General features: G+C 64.7%; 22 protein-coding genes. 9 read left to right on the top strand and 13 right to left on the bottom strand.

Features of this window, described 5'->3' with window-relative positions; all coding sequences use genetic code 11:
- Window positions 1–10: 10 nt before the first annotated feature.
- The 4 genes from pepN to AC07X4_RS11155 form a co-directional block, all read right to left on the bottom strand.
- Entirely contained in the window at window positions 11–2,755 is a 2,745-nt protein-coding gene (gene pepN, locus AC07X4_RS11140) for an aminopeptidase N (RefSeq protein ID WP_494740089.1), read from the bottom strand.
- The gene (locus AC07X4_RS11145) at window positions 2,739–3,413 is read right to left on the bottom strand and encodes an HAD family hydrolase (RefSeq protein ID WP_494740113.1); all 675 of its coding nucleotides are present in this window, start codon (window positions 3,411–3,413) and stop codon (window positions 2,739–2,741) included. Before AC07X4_RS11145 ends, pepN begins: the two co-directional genes overlap by 17 nt.
- Window positions 3,414–3,422: 9 nt before the next feature.
- A protein-coding gene (prfB, locus tag AC07X4_RS11150) for a peptide chain release factor 2 (protein WP_099730502.1) occupies window positions 3,423–4,527 on the bottom strand; the annotation gives its coding sequence in 2 pieces (ribosomal slippage) (window positions 3,423–4,445 and window positions 4,447–4,527; 1,104 coding nt in all).
- A 201-nt stretch (window positions 4,528–4,728) separates the two neighbouring features.
- The gene (locus tag AC07X4_RS11155) at window positions 4,729–5,637 is read right to left on the bottom strand and encodes an alpha/beta fold hydrolase (RefSeq protein ID WP_494740090.1); all 909 of its coding nucleotides are present in this window, start codon (window positions 5,635–5,637) and stop codon (window positions 4,729–4,731) included.
- A gap of 157 nt (window positions 5,638–5,794) precedes the next feature.
- On the opposite strand from AC07X4_RS11155, the gene AC07X4_RS11160 reads away from it, so the two are divergent.
- Window positions 5,795–6,856, top strand: coding sequence for an aldo/keto reductase (locus AC07X4_RS11160; protein WP_494740091.1), 1,062 nt, complete (start codon window positions 5,795–5,797; stop codon window positions 6,854–6,856).
- 93 nt (window positions 6,857–6,949) lie between these two features.
- Here AC07X4_RS11160 and AC07X4_RS11165 read toward each other — a convergent pair whose 3' ends face one another.
- Together AC07X4_RS11165 and AC07X4_RS11170 are read right to left on the bottom strand one after the other, a co-directional pair.
- Complete coding sequence (locus AC07X4_RS11165) at window positions 6,950–8,374, bottom strand: M20 family metallopeptidase (RefSeq protein ID WP_494740092.1); 1,425 nt, start codon at window positions 8,372–8,374, stop codon at window positions 6,950–6,952.
- A gap of 25 nt (window positions 8,375–8,399) precedes the next feature.
- Entirely contained in the window at window positions 8,400–9,398 is a 999-nt protein-coding gene (locus AC07X4_RS11170) for a Bug family tripartite tricarboxylate transporter substrate binding protein (RefSeq protein ID WP_056063760.1), read from the bottom strand.
- Window positions 9,399–9,575: 177 nt separating this feature from the next.
- Here AC07X4_RS11170 and AC07X4_RS11175 point away from each other — a divergent pair, with 177 nt between their 5' ends.
- From AC07X4_RS11175 to plsY, 3 genes are all read left to right on the top strand, one after another.
- Complete coding sequence (locus AC07X4_RS11175; RefSeq protein ID WP_494740093.1) at window positions 9,576–10,535, top strand: LysR family transcriptional regulator; 960 nt, start codon at window positions 9,576–9,578, stop codon at window positions 10,533–10,535.
- Window positions 10,536–10,606: 71 nt separating this feature from the next.
- On the top strand, window positions 10,607–11,098 hold the full coding sequence (locus AC07X4_RS11180) for an aminoacyl-tRNA deacylase (protein WP_494740094.1): 492 nt from the start codon (window positions 10,607–10,609) through the stop codon (window positions 11,096–11,098).
- Between the two features lie 57 nt (window positions 11,099–11,155).
- Window positions 11,156–11,848 (top strand): glycerol-3-phosphate 1-O-acyltransferase PlsY, encoded by a 693-nt coding sequence (plsY, locus tag AC07X4_RS11185; protein ID WP_494740095.1) that lies wholly within the window; start codon window positions 11,156–11,158, stop codon window positions 11,846–11,848.
- Window positions 11,849–11,883: 35 nt separating this feature from the next.
- Here plsY and AC07X4_RS11190 read toward each other — a convergent pair whose 3' ends face one another.
- Genes AC07X4_RS11190 through AC07X4_RS11200 form a run of 3 tightly spaced genes read right to left on the bottom strand, consistent with a single transcriptional unit; the run spans window position 11,884 to window position 14,108 of the window.
- Complete coding sequence (locus AC07X4_RS11190) at window positions 11,884–12,903, bottom strand: HD-GYP domain-containing protein (protein ID WP_056063748.1); 1,020 nt, start codon at window positions 12,901–12,903, stop codon at window positions 11,884–11,886.
- 16 nt (window positions 12,904–12,919) lie between these two features.
- Complete coding sequence (locus tag AC07X4_RS11195; RefSeq protein WP_494740096.1) at window positions 12,920–13,621, bottom strand: retropepsin-like aspartic protease family protein; 702 nt, start codon at window positions 13,619–13,621, stop codon at window positions 12,920–12,922.
- 1 nt (window position 13,622) lies between these two features.
- Complete coding sequence (locus AC07X4_RS11200; RefSeq protein WP_056063745.1) at window positions 13,623–14,108, bottom strand: YajQ family cyclic di-GMP-binding protein; 486 nt, start codon at window positions 14,106–14,108, stop codon at window positions 13,623–13,625.
- An 85-nt stretch (window positions 14,109–14,193) separates the two neighbouring features.
- Here AC07X4_RS11200 and murB point away from each other — a divergent pair, with 85 nt between their 5' ends.
- The gene (gene murB / locus AC07X4_RS11205) at window positions 14,194–15,267 is read left to right on the top strand and encodes a UDP-N-acetylmuramate dehydrogenase (RefSeq protein ID WP_494740097.1); all 1,074 of its coding nucleotides are present in this window, start codon (window positions 14,194–14,196) and stop codon (window positions 15,265–15,267) included.
- Between the two features lie 220 nt (window positions 15,268–15,487).
- Here murB and argG read toward each other — a convergent pair whose 3' ends face one another.
- The 4 genes from argG to AC07X4_RS11225 all read right to left on the bottom strand — a co-directional run bounded on the left by argG (window position 15,488) and on the right by AC07X4_RS11225 (window position 18,573).
- Complete coding sequence (argG, locus tag AC07X4_RS11210; protein ID WP_056063739.1) at window positions 15,488–16,825, bottom strand: argininosuccinate synthase; 1,338 nt, start codon at window positions 16,823–16,825, stop codon at window positions 15,488–15,490.
- 85 nt (window positions 16,826–16,910) lie between these two features.
- Complete coding sequence (ppnP, locus tag AC07X4_RS11215) at window positions 16,911–17,228, bottom strand: pyrimidine/purine nucleoside phosphorylase (RefSeq protein WP_015014470.1); 318 nt, start codon at window positions 17,226–17,228, stop codon at window positions 16,911–16,913.
- 163 nt (window positions 17,229–17,391) lie between these two features.
- A complete protein-coding gene (locus AC07X4_RS11220; RefSeq protein ID WP_056063736.1) occupies window positions 17,392–18,054 on the bottom strand; it encodes a glycine zipper 2TM domain-containing protein in 663 nt (220 codons plus the stop codon).
- Between the two features lie 135 nt (window positions 18,055–18,189).
- A complete protein-coding gene (locus AC07X4_RS11225; RefSeq protein WP_494740098.1) occupies window positions 18,190–18,573 on the bottom strand; it encodes an arsenate reductase in 384 nt (127 codons plus the stop codon).
- Window positions 18,574–18,634: 61 nt separating this feature from the next.
- Here AC07X4_RS11225 and folC point away from each other — a divergent pair, with 61 nt between their 5' ends.
- The 4 genes from folC to purF all read left to right on the top strand — a co-directional run bounded on the left by folC (window position 18,635) and on the right by purF (window position 22,923).
- The gene (folC, locus tag AC07X4_RS11230) at window positions 18,635–19,960 is read left to right on the top strand and encodes a bifunctional tetrahydrofolate synthase/dihydrofolate synthase (RefSeq protein WP_288850608.1); all 1,326 of its coding nucleotides are present in this window, start codon (window positions 18,635–18,637) and stop codon (window positions 19,958–19,960) included.
- Window positions 19,961–19,982: 22 nt separating this feature from the next.
- Complete coding sequence (locus AC07X4_RS11235; RefSeq protein ID WP_494740099.1) at window positions 19,983–20,825, top strand: SPOR domain-containing protein; 843 nt, start codon at window positions 19,983–19,985, stop codon at window positions 20,823–20,825.
- 25 nt (window positions 20,826–20,850) lie between these two features.
- Window positions 20,851–21,339, top strand: coding sequence for a CvpA family protein (locus tag AC07X4_RS11240; RefSeq protein WP_121942709.1), 489 nt, complete (start codon window positions 20,851–20,853; stop codon window positions 21,337–21,339).
- 78 nt (window positions 21,340–21,417) lie between these two features.
- The gene (gene purF, locus AC07X4_RS11245) at window positions 21,418–22,923 is read left to right on the top strand and encodes an amidophosphoribosyltransferase (protein WP_494740100.1); all 1,506 of its coding nucleotides are present in this window, start codon (window positions 21,418–21,420) and stop codon (window positions 22,921–22,923) included.
- Window positions 22,924–22,990: the final 67 nt, after the last annotated feature.

A 22,990-nucleotide genomic window follows, 5' to 3' on the forward strand; every position in this document is an offset into this window, starting at 1 on the left:
CGGTCGTGGTTTATTCGGCGAGTGCGCGGGTCACTACCTCGCGCACATCGTTGGACAGATCAGGCTTGGCGGCCACGCGAGCAATGGCCTCGCGCGCGGCACTGCGCCAGGGGTCCGCCAGCTTCTTCCAGCGGTCGAGCGCGCGCGCGAGGCGGGCCGCAACCTGCGGGTTGATGGCGTCCAGCTCGATCACGCGGTCGCTCCAGAACACGTAGCCCGCAGCGTCCGACCGGTGGAAAGCACCGGGGTTGGCGCTGCAGTAGCTGAAGATCACGCTGCGCGCCCGGTTAGGGTTCTTCAGGCTGAAGTCCGGGTGCTGCATGAGCTGGCGCACGGCGGGCAAGACGTTGCCGCCACGGTCGGGCGCACCCGCTTGCAGTGCAAACCACTTGTCGATGACCAGGGGCTCGTCCTTGAACAGCGCATGGAAGCGGGCGAGGGCCGGTGTGGCCAGTTCGCTGCCGCTGGCCACCAGGGCCGTGAGGGCATTGAACCGGTCGGTCATGTTGCCGGCGACCTTGAAGCGCTGGTACGCCTTGCCAGGCCAGACCACATCACCTGTCTTTTGCGCGGCAATGCACAACATGTGCAGCGCCAGGCCACTGAGTGCGCGGCGGCCGGAGGAGACGGGGTCGGGGCGATAGCCGCCGGTGTCCTGGTTCTGTTCCCAGACGGTTTCCCAGTCGGCCTGCAGCGCCAGCGCCAGCTCTTCGCGCATGGCTTCACGCACTGCGTGGATGCGCTGCGGGTCCACCACATCCAGTTGCTCGGCGATGTACGTCTCGGAGGGCAGCGTGAGCACCAGCTCCTTGAACGCCGCGTCCAGGGCCGGGTTGCGCAGCACGCTGCGCATGGCCTCTACAAACGCCGTCGACAGAATGGTTTGCTCAAATCGGCCGGTAGCGCCTGTTGTATATGCTTCATTAGCTATTGTATTAATAGCAATTCGCAGTGCCAGGCGCTGCCCAGCTTCCCAGCGGTTGAAAGCGTCGGCGTCGTGCGCCAGCAGCGTGAGCAACTGCACGTCGGTGTAGTCGATGTCCAGCACCACGGGGGCACTGAACCCGCGCAGCAGCGATGGCACAGGCTCGCTGTCCAGGTTGGTGAAGGTGAGGGTCTGCGATGCCTCGGTGAGCACCACCACGCGCGAGGTGCTGCCGGACGAATCTTCGCCCGACAGGTGCAGGGGCAGGGCGGCACCGGTGGTGGCATCGATCAGGCCCAGCTCGACCGGGATGACGAATGGCTGCTTCTCGCTTTGGCCGGGCGTAGGGGCGCAGCTTTGCGATAGCGTGAGTGCATAGCAGCGCGTGGCAGCGTCGTAGCGGCCCGTGGCGCGCACGCGGGGCGTGCCGGCCTGGCTGTACCAGCGCTTGAACTGCCCAAGGTGCTGCGTGAGCGGACTGCCCGGGTTGGCATCGGCTATTGATCGCACAAAATCGTCGCAGGTCACGGCCTGGCCGTCGTGGCGCTCGAAGTACAGCTTCATGCCCTTGGCAAAGCCTTCGCGGCCCACCAGGTTGTGCTGCATGCGCACCACTTCCGCACCCTTTTCGTAGATGGTGACGGTATAGAAGTTGTTGATCTCGACGTAGCTGTCGGGCCGCACCGGGTGGGCCATAGGGCCAGCGTCCTCGGGGAACTGGGCGGTGCGCAGCACGCGCACATCCTCGATGCGCTTGACGGCGCGGGCGGAGGGGCTGCCCGCGAGGTCCATGCTGAATTCCTGGTCGCGGAAGACCGTGAGGCCTTCCTTCAGGCTGAGCTGGAACCAGTCGCGGCAGGTCACGCGGTTGCCCGTCCAGTTGTGGAAGTACTCGTGGCCTACCACGCTTTCGATGTTGGCGAAGTCGGTGTCGGTGGCCGTGGATTCGCTGGCCAGAACGTACTTCGTGTTGAAGATGTTCAGGCCCTTGTTCTCCATGGCGCCCATGTTGAAGTCGCTGGTGGCGACGATCATGAAGCGCTCCAGGTCCAGCGGCAGGCCGAAGCGGGCTTCGTCCCAGGCCACGCTGTACATCAGCGAGTTCATGGCGTGTTCGGTCTTGCCCAGATCGCCGGGGCGCACGTAGACCTGCAGCAGGTGGTCGGTGCCCGAGCGGCTCTTGATCTTCTGCTCGCGGGCCACCAGCTTGCCTGCCACCAGGGCGAACAGGTAGCAGGGCTTCTTGTGCGGGTCCACCCACTTGGCAAAGTGGCGGCCGTCTTCCAGGTCGCCGCTGTCCACCAGGTTGCCGTTGCTCAGCAGCACCGGGTACTGGGCCTTGTCGGCGCGCAGCGTGACGGTATAGCTGGCCATCACGTCCGGGCGGTCCAGGAAGTAGGTGATGCGGCGAAAGCCCTCGGCCTCGCACTGCGTGAAGAAGGTGCCCTGGCTCACGTACAGACCCATGAGCTGCGTGTTCTTGGCGGGGCAGCAGGTGGTGAAGATTTCGAGCGCAAAGGGCTCGGCGCCTTCCGGCAGGTTCTCCAGCACCAGGCGGGTGCCTTCCATCTTGAACGAGGTGCCCTGGCCGTTGACCAGCACACGTGCCAGGTTCAGGTCATCGCCATCGAGCTTGAGCGGCTGCGCGGCCACGTCGGGGTTGCGGCGCAGCGTCATGCGGTTGAGCACGCGTGTCTTGTTCGGGTCCAGGTCGAAGGTCAGCTCGACGCTGTCGATCCAGTAGGCGGGGGCGGTGTAGTCCTCGCGGCGGATGGCGATGGCCGGGGCCGTGCCGTCTCCGCTTCCGTCGGCTTTATGCAGTTGCAACATGGATGCTCTCCAGAAAGTCGGTGTTCATGAGTTCGGTGTAGTCGCGCACGGCGGCCAGCACATGGGGCCCGGCCAGTTGTTCGGGCGTGTGGGTGCTGCAGATGGCCACGGCACGCATGCCCGCGCGGCGCGCTGCCTCGATGCCGAAAGGCGCGTCTTCAAAGACGATGCAATGCTCGGGGGCTGCCGCGATGCGGCGTGCCGCCTCCAGGAAGATCGCGGGCTGGGGCTTGCCGGGCAGGCCCTCATCGCCACGCACGATGACCTGGGGCGCGGGTTCCAGGCCCAGGTGGCCCAGTGCGAATTCCACGTTGCCGATGTCACCCGCGGTGCCCACCGCCACCTTGAGACCACGCGCGCGCACCTGGGCCGCAAACTGGCGAAAGCCCGCCACTTCGGAGAAACGCGGGGCGAACAGCTCGCGGTAGATGGTTTCTTTTTCGTGCGTGAGCGCGTCGGCCTCGTCCTGCGACACGGGGCGCCCCAACAGTTCCACGATGCACTCGGTGCCATTGCGGCCCGTGGTGCGGGCCATGAGGTCGGGCACGTCGATGTCCATGCCCCGGCGGCGTGCGAACTCGACCCACGCCTGGGCGTGCCAGGGCATGGAGTCGATGATGGTGCCGTCCATGTCGAAGATGATGGCGTCGGTGCGCATCCGCATCGCTCAGACGCCTTGCTTCAACGAAGCTTCGATGAAAGCGTCCAGGTCGCCGTCCAGCACCTTTTGCGTGGCCGAGATTTCGACGTTGGTGCGCAGGTCCTTGATGCGGCTGTTGTCCAGCACGTAGCTGCGGATCTGGTGGCCCCAGCCCACGTCGGTCTTGGTGTCTTCCAGTTTCTGTTGCTCTTCCATGCGCTTGCGCATCTCGAAGTCGTACAGGCGGCTGCGCAGGCGCTGCCATGCCACGTCACGGTTGCTGTGCTGGCTGCGGCCGTCCTGGCACTGCACCACGATGCCGGTGGGGATGTGCGTGAGTCGCACGGCCGAGTCGGTCTTGTTGATGTGCTGGCCGCCCGCGCCCGATGCGCGGAAGGTGTCGGTGCGCACGTCGGCGGGGTTGATGTTGATCTCGATGGAGTCGTCGATTTCGGGGTACACGAACAGCGACGCGAACGATGTGTGGCGGCCGCCCGAACTGTCGAACGGGCTCTTGCGCACCAAGCGGTGCACACCGGTTTCGGTGCGCAGCAGGCCGAAGGCGTACTCACCCTCGATCTTGATCGTGGCGCTCTTGATGCCGGCCACGTCGCCCGGGGTTTCTTCTTCGACCGTGGCCTTGAAGCCCTTGCGTTCGGCGTACTTGAGGTACTGGCGCAGCAGCATGCTGGCCCAGTCGCAGGCCTCGGTGCCGCCAGCGCCTGCCTGGATGTCCACAAAGCAGTTGAGCGGGTCGGCCTCGTTGCGGAACATGCGGCGGAACTCCAGCTCTTCCACCGCTGCGCGCATCGTGGCGGCTTCCGACTCGATGGTCAAAAGGCCGGCTTCATCGCCTTCCTCTTTGCTCATCTCATACAGCTCGGCGTTGTCGGCCAGATCGCGGGTGAGCTTGTCCAGCGTGACGACCACGCTGGAGAGCGACTTTTGTTCCTTGCCCAACTCCTGGGCCTTCTTGGGGTCGTTCCAGACGGAGGGGTCTTCCAGCGATGCGTTTACCGTGCGCAGGCGTTCAAATTTGGCATCGAAGTCAAAGATACCTCCGTAACTCTTGCGTGCGCAGAGCCAGGTCGCTGAGGGTGGTGCCGATGAGGTTGATGCGTTCTGCGTCCATGATTCTTGTCCTGCGTGTTCTGTGGAATAACCCGCGATTTTCTCATGGGAAGGGCAAGTGCCCTGGCAATGCCCTTTGCGCCGGGCGGTCGCCGCAGTGGCGCGTGAAGCCCGTCGGGCAATCCATCGGGAAAATGTCAAAAATGATAGCTAATCAGGCAATATCCACTAGCGCTTGCGGGCGCAAGGACTTCAAATTGCCTCAGGCAGCATCCAGAAACGCTTCGATCAGCTGTGCCACCTGCTCGGGCTGGTCATGGTGCAGCATGTGGCCCGCGTCTTGCACGACGGCGGTGCTGCAGGTGCGCACATGGGTCAGGCGCTGGTGGTATTCGTCCAGGGTGTACCGGCCGTTCCACCACTGACCCAGGCTGTCGCCACTGGCCTCGATGGCCAGCACGGGGGCCGCAATGCGCTCGTAGATGGCCAGGGCCTCGTCCGCGCGGTACAGCTGCGCGCTGGTGATCTTGTGGGCGGGGTCGCCCAGGATTTCCCACTTCCCTTGCGCGTTGGGCCGCGCCCAGTGCTGGGCCAGCCATTGGGCCTTGTCTTCGGACAGGCGGGGGTTGGTCTTCATCAGGCGGCGGGCGACGCCGTCGGCGCTGTCATAGGTCTTGAGCTCCTTGGTGCCCTGGTGCAGCTGCTTGATCTCGTCGATCCATTGCGCGTAGCGGGTGGGAGCCTGCGCGGGGCGTGTGGCGGGCAGGCCAAAACCTTCCAGGTTGACGAGCTTGCGCACGCGCTCGGGCCGCACACCGCCGTACATCATGGCCACGTTGCCGCCCATGCTGTGGCCCACCAGGTCGATGGCTTCGCCGGGGGCATAGTGGTCCAGCAGCAGGTCCAGGTCGGCCAGGTAGTCGGCAAACACATAGTGGTCCACCGGTGCACCGGTGGTGAGGCCAAAACCGCGCCAGTCCGGCGCGATGATGCGGCGTGATTGCCGCAGCGCGTCCACCGTGAACTGGTAGGAGGCACTGACGTCCATCCAGCCATGCAAAAGCACCAGCGTGGGGAGGTCGCTTTGCTCGGGGCCCCAGTGGCGGACGTGATAGTTGAGGTGCCGCAGCGCCAGTGTGCTGCTGCGCGAAGGGGTGAGGACTTGGTACATGCTGTGCCAATGTTACGTTGCCGCCACGCTGGCGGGGCGCCCTGCGGTGTCACCAAGGAGTCCGGCGTCCGGCAGGTTTTGGCGATCGCTTGTACCATCGCCAGCCGGGGCCGCAGCAGGCCCTGCTTACTTTCCCACCTTCTGGAGCCTTCACCGCATGAACACCGTCCGCTTGGGTCAGAGTGACCTGCTTGTCACCCCCATTTGCCTGGGCACCATGACCTTCGGCGAGCAGGTCAATGAGGCCGACTCGCATGCCATCCTGAGCCAGTCGCTCGCGCGCGGCGTGAACTTCATCGACACGGCCGAGATGTACGCCGTGCCCGCCAAGGCCGAGACCTTTGGTGCCACCGAAACCATCATCGGCAACTGGTTTGCCAAGAACCCTGGCGCGCGCCAGAAGCTGGTGGTGGCGACCAAGGTGGCCGGCCCATCGCGCGGCATGCCCTGGGTGCGCGAGGGCAAGGGCATGACCCCGGCCGACATCGTGGCGTCGTGCGAGGCCAGCCTGCGTCGCTTGCAGACCGATGTGATCGACCTCTACCAGATCCACTGGCCCGAGCGCCATGTGCCAGCGTTCGGCAACCTGTATTACGACCCTTCCAAGGAAACCTCGCAAACCCCGATCCGTGAGCAACTGGACGCGCTGGCCGGGCTGGTGAAGGCAGGCAAGGTGCGCTACATCGGCCTGTCAAACGAAACCCCGTATGGTGTGCACGAGTTCGTGCGCCTGGCCGAGCAGCACGGCCTGCCGCGTGTGACCACGGTGCAGAACCCGTACTGCCTGATCAATCGCACCTGGGAAAACGGGCTGGATGAAACCTGCCACCGCCTGGATGTGTCGCTGCTGGCCTATTCGCCGCTGGGTTTTGGTTTGTTGACGGGCAAGTACGACGAAAGCGGCATTACTGGGCCCAATGCCCCGCAGGGTGCGCGCATTGCATCGTATGAATCCGTGCGCAAACAACGCTGGGGCCGCCCCGAGGCGCTGGAGGCATCGCGCCGCTACAACGCGCTTGCCCGCGCCAACGGCATGACGCCCACGCAGATGGCGCTGGCGTTCTGCTACACCAAGTGGCAAGTGGCCAGCACCATCATCGGCGTGACGTCGGTGGCGCAGTTGGAGGAAGACCTGAATGCCTGGGGCACCACGCTGTCGCCCGAGGTGCTGAAGGCCATTGACGCTATCCGCTGGGAGCTGCGCGACCCTGCGTTGTGACCGGGGGCAGGGCGTGGCCCTGCGAATAGGCAAGATCAAACCAAGGGGCCGTGCAGGCCCCTTGGTTTGTCTGCGAGTTTGTGCGCGCTGCTGTCAGGCAGTTGCCTCCTGCCGGGTGGTGCGCCCTTCAACCCACGGCGTCCCTTGGGGCTCACCCAGGTCCCAGAACAGCCCGGCCATCACCGCCAGACCTTCTCGTGCCACGGGCGCCAGCAAATGTTCGTTGGGTGCATGCTGGGCGCAGGCAGGGTACGAGTGCGGCACCCACAGCGTGGGCAGACCGAGCTGGTCGGCAAAGATGTCGTTGGGCAGCGAGCCTGCCAGGTTGGGCAGCAGCGTTGCGGGCTGGCCTGCGCTGGCCTGCAGCGAGGCCATCGTCCAGTCCACCCAGGGGTTGTGCAGATCGAGCCGCGTGGCGCCGCAGTGCATGCCCATGGTGATCTCGACTTGGCTGAAGCCATGCGCATCCAGGTGTTCGCGCAGCGTGGCCTGCACGTTCTGCCAATCGGTGCCCACCACAAAGCGCAGCTGGCAGTGCGCTACGGCCTGCGCGGGGATGGCGTTGATGGGCCGCTGCGCGTTGCCCGCGCCCAGCGCCAGCACCTCCAGCGTGTTCCAGCCCACCAGCTGCTCTGCGGGGGTGAGGCCAGGCTCGCCCCAACCGGGGGTGAGGGCGGGGTCATCGGCGCCGGTGCCAATCACCACGTCCTTGAGGGCAGTGCGCAGCTTGTCGGGCACCGCAGGCGGCAGCAGGCCTTTGACGAGGATGCGGCCCTTCGCGTCCACCAGCGTGGCCAGGGCGTGCGTGAGCACGGTGGCCGGGTTGGCCAGCACGCCGCCCCAGTTGCCGGAGTGGTAGGCCTTGTCGCGGCTGCGCACCGCGAGTGAGAAGTTGATGGCTCCGCGTGAACCCAGGAAGAGGGTGGGGTAGCTCGCGTTCACGCGGGGGCCGTCGCTGGCCAGAAAAAGGTCGGCTCTCAGCGCGTCGCTGTGCCGCTCACAGAAGGCGGCCAGGCCGGGCGAACCCGCCTCTTCGCCCATCTCCATGAGCAGCGTCACGTTGTAGCCCAGGCGGCCGCCCCGGGCCTCGATGGTGTGGGCGAGTGCGGCCAGGCTCACGGTGTGCTGGCCTTTGTTGTCGGCCGTGCCTCGGCCATACCAGCGCTCGCCTTCGATGGTGAGCTTCCAGGGCGAGAGGCCCTCGCGCCATTGCGCGTCCTGTCCGTTGACCACATCGCCGTGGCCGTAGGTGAGCACGGTTGGCAGTGCAGGGTCTTCCACGCGGCGGGCCACCAAAAAGGGGCCGCCTTGTGGCGAGGGGTTGTCGAGCACCTCGCATTCAAAACCCAGGGGCGTGAGCCAGGGCACCATTTCGTCGGTGAGGTAGGTGTGCAGTTCAGGGGGCACCTTGCCAGTGTCGCTTTCGGTGCGCCAGGCCACGCGGCGGCGCAGGTCGGTGGCAAAGCGGCCATCGTCAAAGTAGCGCTGGACGTCTTGAATGAGTTGTTGGCGGTTCATCGTGCAGGTCCTTGTTGGGTGTTCGTCAGTCCACCACGATCTTGGCGCGGTGGGCCAGCGCGCGGTAGCGGCCGATCTCGTCATCGATCATGGCGCGCGTGGCCACCGGCCCCAGGTGCACGGGTTCCATGCCCTGGGTGCGCATCTGTTCCTGCAGACCACTGTCGCGGGTGACGGCTTCCACCTCGGTCACCAGCTTTCGGATGACAGACTGTGGCGTCTTGGCGGGGGCGGCGATGGCATACCAGGCGTCGAACACGGCGTCTGGCAGTTTGAGTTCCTCCACGGTGGGCACCCCCGGCAGCATGCTGGAGCGCGACTTGCCCGCAATGGCCAGAGCGCGCAGCTTGCCGGCCTTCACTTGCGGCGCCGCAGCCGCCACGGTGTCGATACCTAGCTGGATTTCGCCACCCATGAGGGCGATCAGCGACTGGCTGCTGCCCCGGTAGGGCACGTCCTGCAGCTGGATCCCGGCCGCCTGCTCCAGCAGCGCGCCCGCCAGGTGTGGGCCAGAGCCGGAGCCGAAGGTGGCGTAGTGGATGCTCTTGGGCTTTGCCTTGGCTGCGGCGATCAGTGCGTTCAGGTCCTTGTACGGCGCGCTGGCGCTGACGACCAGCACCAGGGGTGCCCGGGCCACGGTGGCCACGGGCACGAGGTCCTTGGCAGGGTCGTAGGGCAGCTTGCTGCGCAAGGCAGGGTTGACCGTGTAGCTGGTGGAGCCCGAAACCAGCAGCGTGTAGCCGTCGGGGTCGGCACGCACCACGGCTTCGGTGCCGATGATGGTGGAGGCACCCGGCTTGTTGTCGATCACCACTGGCGTGCCCAGGCGGCTGGCCAGCTTCTGTGCCAGCGCGCGTGCCACCACGTCGGTGCCGCCGCCGGGCGGGAAGGGCACCACCATGCGCACGGGGCGCTGGGGCCAGGCGTCGGCAGGGGCTGCTGCCTGGGCGCAGGCCAGGCTGGCATGGCCGGCAAGAACTGCCAGGGTGGCAGACAGGAAAGAGGCTCGAACAAGGCGTTTCATGCGGACTCCGGTGGTAGGGCCCCGGCAGCGGGCGCCGTAGGAGCAATGGCCACGTGGCGCCCGCGCAAGGGCATGGGTGAATTGGAGCCTCAAGCCATGCAAGATGGATGCTGGTTTACCATTGCTTTGAATAGAGATTTGGCAACTGACCATTGCCTTTTTGTGATTTAAACAGCCATGGCCATTTCACTGCTCAGCCTGCCCTTGCGCTACTTTCTGGAGGTCGCGCGCACCGGCTCCGTCAACCAGGCCGCGCAGCGCCTGCACGTGGCCGCTTCGGCCGTGAGCCGGCAGCTGGGCAAGCTGGAAGACAGCCTGGGTGTGGTGCTGTTCGAGCGCCAGGCGCGCGGCATGACCCTGACCGAAGCGGGCACCCGCCTGCTGGCCCATGCCAGTGCACACGATGCGCAGGCGCTGGAGCTGGTCGATCAATTGCAGGATCTGTCGGCCCAAAGTGCCCTGCGGGTGCGGCTGGCCTGCACCGAAGGGTTTGCGGCAGCCTTCATGCCGCTGGTCATGGGCGGGTTTCGGCAGGCGTACCCGCAGGTGCAGCTGCAGTTGCAGGTGGCCGTGCCGCAGGAGGTGTCGGCCCTGGTGCTGCGCGGCGAGGCCGATCTGGCGCTGAAGTACAGCACGGCGCCCGAGAAGGGCCTGCAGGTGCTGCACTCGGCCATCGCACCCATTTATGCCGTCATGCCCGCACAGCACCCGCTGGCGCGCCAGCGCAGTGTGAGCGTGGCTGACGTGGTGCGCTACCCACTGCTGCTGGGGGCCGCCAACACCACGGGGCGGCAGCTGTTTGACCTGAGCTGTGCGGTGCAGGGCCTGCGCTATGTGCCTGCTGTGGAGAGCAATTTTTCGTCGGCCTTGTTGCCGCTGCTGAGCGGGCAGGACGTGGTGCTGGCCAGCTACCTCACGGCGGCGCGCTGGGTGGAGGCGGGCCTGCTGGCTGCCCGGCCATTTGACGAAACCCAGCTGCAGCAACGGCGCCTGCAGGTGCTGGCAGCCGAGGGCCGTAGCCAGTCCGCCCTGGTGCAGCAGTTCACGCAAGCGCTGGTGATCGCCATCGAGGAATACGGCAAGCGCAAGGTCGGGCGGCGCCGCAAGGCTACCCCAGCGCCTGCCTCGGTGTTCTGACACATTGCCGCAGATTCCAGCACGCTCACATTTGGATACGGATACCATCGGTGCCCTATCCGCACCACACCATGGCCAAGAAAGAACACGTTTCCGAGACCCAAGCCACCCAGCTGCTCAAGGCGAACAAGGTGGCGTTCACCGAACACCCGTATGAGTACCTGGAGCACGGCGGCGCGATGCACAGCGCCGAGGTGCTGGGTCTGGACCCGTTCACCGTGGTCAAGACCCTCGTCATGCAGGACCAGGACGCCAAGCCGCTCCTGGTGCTGATGCATGGCAACCGCAAGGTCTCCACCAAGAACCTCGCACGCCAGATCGGCGCCAAGTCGGTCGAGCCCTGTGCACCCGAGGTCGCCAACCGGCACAGTGGCTACCTTGTGGGGGGGACGTCTCCGTTTGGCACGCGGCGCACCATGCCGGTTTACATCGAAGAGACCATCCTCGCGTTGCCCCGCATTGCCATCAACGGCGGGCGCCGGGGCTTTCTGGTGCAGCTGGACCCGAAGGTGTGTGTGCAGTTGCTGGGCGCCAAGCCGGTGCAGTGCGCGCTGGCAGAATAGGTCGCCGCGCGATTCAGCCCTTCAGAAGGCTGACCATTAGATTTCCAAGGAGTTGCTTTGACCGCCGTCTATCCCGTTCTTGCCACTGTGGCCGCCTACCTGCTGGGCTCGCTGTCGTTTGCCGTCATCGTGACGCGCGTCATGGGCCTGAGCGATCCGCGCACCTATGGCAGCAAGAACCCCGGCGCCACCAATGTGCTGCGTTCTGGCAGCAAGGCGGCGGCCATCGTGACCCTGCTGCTGGACGCAATGAAGGGCTGGCTGCCGGTGGCGCTGGTGATGTGGTTTGGCCATCCCTATGGGCTGGAGGACGGTACCGTGGCGTTGGTGGGGCTGGCTGCTTTCCTGGGGCACCTGTGGCCGGTGTTCTTCCGGTTTCAGGGCGGCAAGGGCGTGGCGACGGCACTGGGCGTGCTGGTGGGCATCAGCGGCTGGCTGGGCCTGGCGACGGCGGCTACCTGGCTCATCATTGCGTTCTTCTTCCGCTATTCATCGCTGGCCTCGCTGGTGGCCGCTGCGTTTGCCCCGGTGTACTACCTGATGGTGGATGGCGTGGTCTGGTATGCCGAAGGCACGATTGCCGCCTCGATCGTGGTGATGGCGCTGCTGCTGGCCTGGCGGCACCGCGAGAACATCCAGCGCTTGATTGCGGGCACCGAATCGCGCCTTGGCAGCAAGAAGGCGAAACCTGCCGAGGGTGAAGAGAGCGCCAAGGCAAAGCCCACCGCAAAAGCCAAGGCCAAACACTGATGTAGCCACGCGCCCGGTTGGGCGCGTGCCCCGTGTCAGAGCGCGCCGGGCGCAGTCACCAGCCCGCGCAACCCTGCGCTGTGCTGGGCGGCGTACAGCCCCAGCCGCACCATGGTGCGGTGGTTGAGTTCCAGGCTCACTGCGGACCGGGCCAGGGCAGACTGGATGCGGGGCTTGCCACTCGCGGTCTGGTACAGGCTGGGCTGGCTGCGGTGGTTGCCGGTGCTGTCCAGCAGGCTGGCCACCAGCGGGTGGTTGGCCTTGTCGCTGCGGCGCAGCACGATGGCGGTTTCGCCGTTGTCCAGTTTCACAAACGTACCTGGGGGGCACAGGCCGATGGAGCGCACCAGGGTGTAGCTGACCTCGTCGCGCTGGTCCACTTCTTGTCCCACGATGGCACGCACCGAATCGGTGGCACTGCGCCCGGCGCGGGATTTGCGCGGGCTGATCATGGCGGCATACCGGTCAATGGTGCCGAGGATGCGGGTGAGCCGGTCTATCGGCTCCTGGTTGGCCAAAGGCACGCGTTCGGCAATGCTGGCATGGTGTTGCCCCACCACGTCCAGCCAGAGCGGATCGTTGATGAACAGGCGTTCCAGCAGCAGCATGCTGTCTTCGGGGTGGCTCTTGATGGCCTCCTGCTGCTCCGCCGTGGGGCGCTCGCGCTGCACGGCCAGTTCGTCCTGCAGGGTCGTCATGCCAATGTTCATGGTGAGTGCCGCCCGCACCAGGCTGTCGCGCTCACGCTGCGGCAGCTTGAGCTCCAGCGCCATGATGTGGCACAGCGTGCCGCACACCAGCGCGTGCGAGGCGCTATAGCCCACGGTGGATGTGGAGGCGTGCTGGAACATCAGGTACAGCGCCGCGTCGATGTCGTGCGCCACCAGGTCCTGCAGCCAGGCATCAAACTGCCGCACCTTGCCCGGAAAGTCCTGCACTTGCAGCGGCCGGCTCAGCAGCACCGACAGGGCCGACTCCAGGTCGGACCAGAGGCTGAGCAGGTCTTCGTACTCTCCTTCGGAGTGCGCGTGGGTGGAGGAGGGGTGTGCGGACATTGCGGGTGTACAGGCGTCAGTGGCGCTTTTCGAGCACCATCTGGTCGTTGGTGCGGGTCATCTGGAACTCGTTCAGGAAGCTGTTGCCCAGCAGCACATAGGGCATGGGCTGCGAGGTGATGATGGCCTCTACCCCAAAGACCTCGACGTCACCGATGCGGATGGAGTCGAGCTTCATGCGCCAGCCCTGGGCGACGCCATTGGCCGTGTTCACGCGCACCGGCTGGCCGTTTTGGTAGTTGAGGCCCATACGCTCTGCATCCGGCCGCCCGATGGCGACGGTGGAGGCCCCGGTGTCCACCATGTACTGCATCACCTGCCCGTTGATGGTGCCGCTGTTCACAAAATGGCCTCTGCCATCTGCCACCAGCAAAATGCGTTTGCCGCTGCCACTGCGTCCGCCCACGCTCACGGGCGCCTCGCCCAGTCGCAGCGTGCGCCGTGCGCCCTGGATCTCCACGGTGGCTTCGTCCTTGGCGACGGCGATGACTTTCACCCCCTGGAACTCATCCCCCGCGCCCACCGCCTTGGGCGGGTTGGCATTCACCACGATCAGCGCCTTGCTGCCCAGTACACCCGCCAGCGCCACAGCCTGCGCATGCGCCCAGGTGGGGCCCAGCAGCAACCCGATGCACAGGGCGAGGAGGCGCTGATACCGGCGCAGCCCCTGCGGGAGCGGGGGGAAGGCCCGCAGGACCTCAGGGGGATGTGGCTTCATATCAGTCGCGGAAGTTGTCGAACGACAGTGGCACGTCCGTCACATCCTTGCGGATCAAGGCCATGGCGGCCTGCAGGTCGTCGCGCTTGGCGCCAGTCACGCGCACCTTGTCTTCCTGAATAGCACCTTGCACCTTGAGCTTGCTTTCCTTGAGCAGCTTCTGGATCTTCTTGGCCAGCTCGCTCTCGATGCCGTTGCGCACCTTGATGACCTGCTTGACCTTGTCGCCGCCCATTTTCTGCACATCGCCCATGTCCAGAAAACGCACATCCACGCTGCGTTTGGTGAGCTTGTTGCGTAGAACATCTTCAATCTGGGTGAGCTGGAAATCAGCATCGCCGATCAGCGTGATGTCCTTGTCCTTGATCTCGATGCTGGCAGAGGTGCCCTTGAAGTCGAAACGGGTGGCGATTTCCTTGGCGGTGTTCTCGACGGCGTTTTTCACTTCAACCAGATTGGCTTCGCAGACGGTGTCAAAAGATGGCATGGTGGGTCTCTATCTCGGGGAAAACAAGTGCAGATATGGGGGCGGATCGCAGGGAGCCAAAAGGCCGGGTGCGACAATCGGGCCAATGGTAGTCGAGAAAAACGCCCCTTTACAGCCCTGCAACACCTTCGGCATTGCCGCGCGCGCCCAAACCCTGGTGCGAGTGCATTCGGTGGACGATCTGCGGGCTGTGCTGGCAGCCCCCCAGCTCGCGAACGCACCGAAATTTGTGCTGGGCGGCGGCAGCAACATCATCCTGACCGGTGACGTGAAGTCCGTCGTGCTCAAGATGGAAATCAAGGGCCTGCGCCTGGTGGATGAAACGCCCAAGGCCTGGATCGTGGAGGCGGGTGCTGGCGAGGTCTGGCACGACGCCGTGGCCTGGACGCTGGCGCACGGCTATCCCGGGTTGGAGAACCTGGCCCTGATCCCGGGCACGGTGGGGGCATCGCCCGTCCAGAACATTGGCGCGTATGGCGTGGAGCTGCAGGACCGTTTTGAGTCGCTCGACGCCATCGACCTGGCTACGGGCCAGTCGTTCAGCCTGGATGCCGCGCAATGCGGTTTTGGCTACCGTGATTCCGTTTTCAAGCACGCACCTTCCGAAGCGCAGGACGGCAGCGGGCTGCCGCGCGGCATGGGGCTGGCAGGCCGGGCGGTGATCACCCATGTGCGCTTTCGACTGCCCAAGCCGTGGAAGCCGGTGCTGGGCTACCTGGACCTGGAGCGCCGCCGCGCCGAGGCGGGGGTGGAACACCCCGGTGCCCAGCAAATTTTTGACTGGGTCTGCGACATCCGCCGCGCGAAACTACCCGACCCTGCCGTGGTGGGCAACGCGGGCAGCTTCTTCAAGAACCCTACCGTGTCGCCCGACCAGTGCGCCGACATCATCGCCCGCGAGCCCAAGATCGTGCACTACCCCATGCCCGACGGCAGCATCAAGCTGGCGGCGGGCTGGCTGATCGATGCCTGCGGCTGGAAAGGCAAATCCATCGGCAAGGCCGGGGTGTACGAGAAGCAGGCCCTCGTGCTGGTCAACCGGGGGCAGGGCGCTGACAGCGTGACAGGGGGCGAGGTCATGACCCTGGCCAAGGCCATCCAGACGAGTGTGTACGAGCGCTTTGGCATCCGGCTGGAGCCCGAGCCGGTGGTCGTGTAGCGCGAAGTCAGAGGCGACCCCTGCGCCTCGAAAGGGCTGGTGTCGCGCCTAGTACGAGACCCCAATGAAAAAGCCACCCCAAGGGTGGCTTTTGCTCATCTATTGATAGCTGGAGAGGCAAATTGCACTAGCGCTACGAGCCCTTTTTGCTCCAAATGAGCCGCTAAGCTGCTCCCTGTGGTCACCCGGAAGGCTTGGGGCCCATAGGGCGAGTGCTGCCTTACTTGCGGTCGTTGTCCAGCTGGGCCAGGGCTGCATTGCCTCCCAGCGACAGCAGGCCCGCGCGCGAGTACACGCCCAGCTTTCCACGCGTGTCCGAGATGTCCAGGTTGCGCATGGTCAGCTGGCCAATGCGGTCCAGCGGGCTGAACGGCGCGTCTTCCACCTTTTCCATCGACAGGCGCTCGGGTGCGTAGGTCAGGTTGGGCGACTCGGTGTTCAGCAGTGAATAGTCGTTGCCACGGCGCAGTTCCAGTGTCACGGTGCCGGTCACGGCGCGGGCCACCCAGCGCTGGGCGGTTTCGCGCAGCATGATGGCCTGGGGGTCGAACCAGCGGCCCTGGTACAGCAGGCGGCCCAGCTTCAGGCCATTCATGCGGTACTGCTCGATGGTGTCTTCGTTGTGGATGCCGGTCACCAGGCGCTCGTAGGCGATGTGCAGCAGCGCGAGGCCGGGGGCTTCGTAGATGCCGCGGCTCTTGGCTTCGATGATGCGGTTTTCGATCTGGTCGCTCATGCCCAGGCCGTGGCGGCCACCGATGCGGTTGGCTTCAAGGATCAGCTCGACGGGGTCGTTGAACTCCTTGCCGTTCAGCGCCACGGGCTGGCCTTCGTTGAAGGTCACGGACACTTCCTCGGCCTTCACTTCGACCTCGGGCTTCCAGAACGCCACACCCATGATGGGGTTGACGATGCGGATGCCGCTGGACAGGAACTCCAGGTCCTTGGCCTCGTGTGTGGCGCCCAGCATGTTGCTGTCCGTGCTGTAGGCCTTCTCGGCGCTCATCTTGTAGCCAAAGCCGGCCTGCGTCATGAACGCCGACATTTCGGCGCGGCCGCCCAGCTCGTCGATGAACAGTTGGTCCAGCCACGGCTTGTAGATCTTGAGCGAGGGGTTGGTCAGCAGGCCGTAGCGGTAGAAGCGCTCGATGTCGTTGCCCTTGAAGGTCGATCCGTCGCCCCAGATGTTGACGTCGTCTTCCTTCATCGCGGCCACCAGCATGGTGCCGGTCACGGCGCGGCCCAGGGGGGTGGTGTTGAAGTAGGTCAGGCCGCCGGTGCTGATGTGGAAGGCGCCAGCCTGCAGGGCGGCAATGCCTTCGTGGGCCAGTTGCGTGCGGCAGTCCACCAGGCGGGCCTTCTCGGCGCCGTATTCCATGGCCTTGCGCGGGATGGCGTCGTAGTCGGGCTCGTCGGGCTGGCCCAGGTTGGCGGTGTAGGCGTAGGGCACGGCGCCCTTGAGCTTCATCCAGTGCAGTGCGGCACTGGTGTCCAGGCCGCCGGAGAAGGCGATGCCGACCTTTTGGCCGAGGGGGAGGTTCTGGAGGATGGTTGCCATGGAGTCTTCTTCAAAAATGATAGCTGCCAGCGCATTGTGGACTAGCGCTAGAGGCCAAAATCAATCAAATTTCAGCCCGAACATCTCAGCCGAAATGGCAGATGTAGTGGTAGGCCTCGGTCACGCGGATGTCAAACTTGGAGTTGCCGGGCACGCTGAACTTCTCGCCTGCGGACGATTTCACCCATGCGTCGGTACCAGCCAGCTTGTATTCGCACGAGCCCGCCACGCATTCCATGATTTCAGGGGCGCCGGTGTTGAACGTGAGCGTTGCGGGCAGCACCACGCCCACCGACTTCTTCGTGCCGTCCGGGAAGGTGATGCCGTGGCTCACGCACTTGCCGTCAAAGTACACATTGGCCTGGGTGGTGACGGACACGCCGTCGATTTTTTCGGTGGTCATGGATGCGCGGGTAGGAATGGAGGAAACCCGCGATTTTAGGGCAGGGTGCTGACGCATTGGGCTGTGCGAACCAACGAAACCCATGCCCGCCGCCGCTTGCATCAAGAAAAAGAGCCCCGAAGGGCTCTTTGTTCACAGGCTTGTGCGGCCACGCTGCCAGCCTTCAACGCCAGTAAGGGTTGCGGTGGTGCGGGTAGTAGGGGCGGCCGCTGTCGTAGCCGTATTCAATCACCGTCACCGGGGGCGTCACATAGGTGGGGGGCGCCTGGTACACCGGCTGCACGGGGTAGGTGGAGGTCACCACACCCGGTTGGCTGTAAACACCCTGGGCCGCATACGGGTCGGGTTGTGTGGAATAGGTCTGGCCAGCGGGCTGCACATTCACCGGGATCCAGCGGCCTGGGTCGTTCTGGGTGCGGGTGGTGTACTGGCGGCCTGCGTATTCATACACCACGTTGTAGCCTACGGTACGGTTTTCGTAGTACGTCTCGGTGGAGCAACGCTGCACGTTCTGGTATTGCGGCTGGCCGTTGCCCTCGATCTGGTTGCCTACTACGGCGCCACCCAGCACCCCGATGGCGGTGGCTGCTGCGCGACCGCTGCCCTTGCCGATGGTATTGCCCACCGCGCCCCCGGCAATCGCGCCAATCACAGCGCCGGCGCCCGTCGTGCGGTTGCCGTTGTAGACGGTCTCGTTGCCACACACCTGCTGCGGAACGCCGACCTGCTGAATGATGGGCGTGGCAGACAGCACACGGCCTTGTTCCTGAGCGCTGGCCACGACGGCGACGGCTGCCAGGGCAGAAAAAATGACGATCTTTTTCATGGAGAAACTCCTTTCGGGTCGGTACATAACGCACCAGACTGCAGAAAAGTTTAGGCCCGCAAGGTCAATTCGGGGCCCGGACGCCGTAAATCTGCGTAAAGATTTGTGCGATTTTCCCGCGTTCCCCGTCCCAAGTCAGCCCTTGGATGCGCCATTCGGCCCGCCAGGCCACTGCTCCGGCACAAATCCGACGGTCACATGCAGGCCTTGGGCGTCCTGCCACTGCACCACGGGGCGCTTGATCACACTGGGTTGTTGCTGCATCAGGGCACTGGCGCTCGCGTCGCCCTGCACCGATGCCTGTGTGGCTGCGTCCAGCTTGCGCCAGGTGGTCCCTTGACGATTGACCAGCTTCTGCCAGCCCACGGCCTTCAGCCAGCCAGGGAGCAGCTCGGTGGGAACGCCTTGCTTTTTGAAGTCATGAAACTGGACTTCCAGCCCTTGTTCTGCAAACCAGGCGCGGGATTTTTTGACGGTATCGCAATTGGGGATGCCGTAGACGGTGATGGCGGTATTCATGCCGCGCATCATCCTCGAAATCGCGGGGGTGAATGCTGGCTCGGCGACAATCCCTCGCTGTATGCAAACCAAACCCCACACCCTGGAAGGCTGGCTGCGCCATTGCGAGCAGCTGCACCCCCGCAACATTGATATGGGCCTGGATCGGGTCGCCGAAGTCGCCCGCCGCATGGCGCTGCGGTTCGAGTGCCCGGTGATCACGGTGGCGGGCACCAACGGAAAAGGATCGACCTGCGCCATGCTCGAAGCGGTGGCGCTGCAGGCGGGTTATCGCACCGGCGTGTACACCTCACCGCATTTGGTGCACTTTGAGGAGCGCTGCCGTGTGCATGGCGAAATCGTGTCGGCGGCGGACCTGGTACCCCATTTCGAGGCGGTGGAGAGCGCCAGAACTCAGAACGGAAACGAGGTGTCTCTCACGTACTTTGAGTTCACCACCCTGGCCATCCTGCGCTTGATGAGCCATGCGTTGCTGGACGTGGCAATTCTCGAAGTCGGCCTCGGAGGGCGCCTGGATGCCACGAACGCGATCGACACCGACTGCGCCATCATCACCAGCATCGATATCGACCACACAGAATTTCTGGGCCCGGACCGCGAGAGCATTGGCCGCGAAAAGGCGGGCATCATGCGCACGGGGCGCCCAGCCATCGTGAGCGACCCCATGGCCCCGCAGAGCGTGGTGGATCACGCGCGGGAGATCGGCGCCGATTTGTGGAGTTTCGGGCGCGATTTCAATTTCTCGGGCGACAAGCAGCAGTGGAGCTGGGCTGGCCGGGGGCGGCGCTATGCCGGGCTGGCTTATCCGTCTCTGCGTGGGGCTAACCAGCTGGTGAACGCCTCGGGCGTGCTCGCCGCTTTTGAGGCATTGCGTGATCGGCTGCCGGTGACCGCCCAGGCCGTGCGCAACGGTATGGCCATGGTGGAGTTGCCGGGCCGCTTTCAGATCGTGCCGGGGCAACCGACCCTGGTGCTGGATGTGGCGCACAACCCGCACTCCGTGGCGGCGCTCACGGCCAACTTGGATGCGATGGGGTACTTCCCCGTCACCCACGCGGTGTTTGGCGCCATGGCGGACAAGGACCTAGCGCCCATGCTGGCCAAGGTCGGGCCTCTGGTGGACCGTTGGTATTTCACCGATCTGCCCACTCCGCGCGCTGAGTCGGCCGCCGTGTTGCAGCAGAAGTGGAATGCCGTGCATATGGTGGCGGGCGGTCGCCGGGACGTTGCATCCAGCTTGCATGCCGACCCACTGCAGGCCTTGCAGGCGGCGGTGGCCGCCGCAGACCCCGCTGATAGAATTGTGGTCTTTGGCTCGTTCTACACGGTGGGTGGGGTGCTGATCAATGGAACACCCCGCTTGCACGCCAAACATATGGGCGCCTGAGCGCCTCACGAGTCCTTAGTCCATGGCATTTTTCAAGTTCCGGTGGCCCGGTCAGGGTGAGCAGCAACAGGCCGAAAAGCCGTCCAAGCGCCCGCGCACACCACAGGCTGAGAGCATCGAAGTGATGCGCCGCCGCGCCCGGCACCGTTTGATTGGCGCTGCAGTGCTGGTGCTGGTGGGGGTCATCGGGTTTCCGTTGCTGTTTGATACCCAGCCACGGCCTATCCCTGTGGACATTCCCATCGTGATCCCAGACCGCAACAAGGTGGCTCCCCTGGTGGTGCCTGCGCCAGTGGCTGAACCTATCGCCGCCAAGCCTGCTGCACCCTCCACCCCAGAGCCAGCCCCGACGGCTGCTGCGCAGCGGCCTGCGCCTTCGCGCACTGCCGCAGCCAATGGCTTGGCGGACGGTGAAGAACTGGTGCCTAGCGCTCGTACAGCAGCAGCCAAACCTGCGCCAGCCCCAGCGGTTGCCCCCCCAAAGCCCGAGGTGAAACACGAGGCCAAGCCGCCTGCTGCTCCCGCACCTTCTCCCGTCCCTGAACCCAAGCCTGCACGTGCAGACGATTCGGCACGTGCCCGCGCCCTGTTGGAAGGCCGCAGCACCGAGGCGCCAGCCGCCGCCAGTGCCGAGGAAGCGCGCTTCATCGTGCAGGTGGGGGCGTTTGCTGATGCCGAAAAGGCCCGCGAAGCACGCACGAAGGTGGAACGGGCGGGTCTCAAGACCTATACGCAGGTGGTGGACACCAAGGACGGAAAGCGCACCCGGGTGCGTGTGGGTCCGTTCACCAACCGGGCAGAGGCAGACAAAGCGGCGGCGCGCATCAAGTCGCTGGACCTGTCGGCGTCGGTGCTGACCCTGTAAACATTGATCAGGCTGCCGCTTGTCCATGGCTGCGTTGGATTGGGTGTTTGTGGCCGTGTTGCTGGCCTCCATGCTGATAGGTGCGTGGCGCGGACTGGTGTTTGAAGTGCTGTCGGTGTTGGGTTGGGTGGCGTCTTTTTTTGTGGCGCAATGGTTTGCGGCCGATGCAGCGGCCTTGTTGCCCATGGGTGGGTCGGGCGAGTCGCTGCGGTATGCAGCCGGTTTTGTCGTGGTGTTTGTGGCTTCGGTTTTTGCCTGTGGTTTTCTGGCATGGCTGGCCAAGAAGCTGGTGGAAGCTGTAGGGCTGCGCCCGGCGGACCGCACCCTCGGTGCCGTCTTTGGTGTGTTGCGCGGCCTCGTTTTGTTGCTTGCTGTGGCCGTGGTGGCTGGCATCACCCCCGTGCACGAGGCACAGTGGTGGCAGGAGTCGCGGGGCGCGCCGGTCTTGGCCGAAGTGCTCAAGGGGTTGAAACCGGCGCTGCCGGACGAATTTGGAAGGCATCTGCCTTCGTGAGATCGAAGCGGCAGCGGCCAGAAGCTGCTGCCGTTGGATGACCGCGGGGCTGTTCCCGCAAACGGATGGAATACAACTATGTGTGGAATCGTCGGCGTCGTCAGTCCTGCGCCCGTCAATCAGCTGATCTATGACGCTTTGCTGCTTTTGCAGCATCGTGGTCAGGATGCTGCTGGCATCGTGACCCAGCAGGGCCGCAAATTCTTCATGCACAAGGCCAAGGGCATGGTGCGCGACGTTTTTCGCACGCGCAACATGCGCGCTCTGCCGGGCAATGTGGGGCTGGGTCAGGTGCGTTACCCCACCGCCGGCAACGCCTACAGCGAAGAAGAGGCGCAACCGTTTTACGTCAATGCCCCGTTCGGCATCGTGTTGGTGCACAACGGTAATCTGACGAACGCCCGCGAACTGCGCACCGAGCTGTTCCAGACGGACCACCGCCACACCAACACGGAAAGTGATTCGGAAGTCCTTCTGAACGTGTTTGCGCACGAACTCGAACGCGCCACGCGGGGCGTGCCTCTGCAGCCCGAGGACGTTTTCACTGCCGTGCGTGCAGTGCACAAGCGCATCAAGGGGTCCTATGCTGTGATCGCGCTGATCGCAGGCCACGGTCTGCTGGCCTTCCGCGACCCGCACGGCATCCGCCCGCTGGCCATGGGCCGCAGCCAGGACGGCACCGTGATGGTGGGCAGTGAGTCGGTGGCGCTGGAGGGCACCTCCCATGTGTTCGAGCGCAACATCAATCCGGGCGAAGCGATTTTCATCACGCTGGACGGACAGGTTCACGCCAGCCAGTGTGCAGAGAATCCGCAGCTCAATCCATGCATCTTTGAGTTTGTGTACCTCGCGCGGCCCGATTCGGTGCTGGACGGCATCTCGGTCTACCAGGCCCGCCTGAACCTGGGTGAAGCCTTGGCCAAGCGCGTGGTGTCCACCGTGCCGCCTAATGAGATCGATGTGATCATCCCCATCCCCGAGTCCAGCCGCCCCAGCGCTACCCAGCTGGCGCATCTGCTCGGCGTCCCGTACCGTGAAGGCTTCGTCAAGAACCGTTACGTGGGTCGTACCTTCATCATGCCGGGGCAGGGCGTGCGCAAGAAGTCGGTGCGCCAGAAGCTCAATGTGATTGGCAGCGAATTCAAAGGCCGCAACGTGTTGCTGGTGGATGATTCCATCGTGCGCGGCACCACCAGCCGCGAGATCGTGCAGATGGCACGCGACGCGGGTGCCCGCAAGGTGTACCTGGCCAGCGCGGCGCCACCGGTGCGCTACCCCAATGTGTATGGCATCGATATGCCCACCAGCAGCGAACTGGTGGCCCATGGCCGTACGGTCGAAGAAATTCGCCAGGCCATCGGCTGCGATGCTCTTATCTACCAGGATGTGGATGGCATGAAGAAGGCCGTGGGTGTGCTCAACAGCGCAATCGTCGGTTTCGATGCCTCGTGCTTTGACGGCGTGTACGTGACTGGCGACATCACGGCGGAAGGGATTGCCAGCCTGAATGAAGGGCGTGTGGGTGCGGAAGAAGGCGAGGAAGACACCTCGCGCCTTGCTTTGCCCAACGCGCAAGAAGCGTAGCCAAGGGCTTGCGCAGCCCTCAGGGCCATCGCAAGCGATGCTGGACTTTTGGCACAGCGGGCGATGC

Source organism: Acidovorax sp. GW460-11-11-14-LB4 (genome assembly GCF_059423685.1).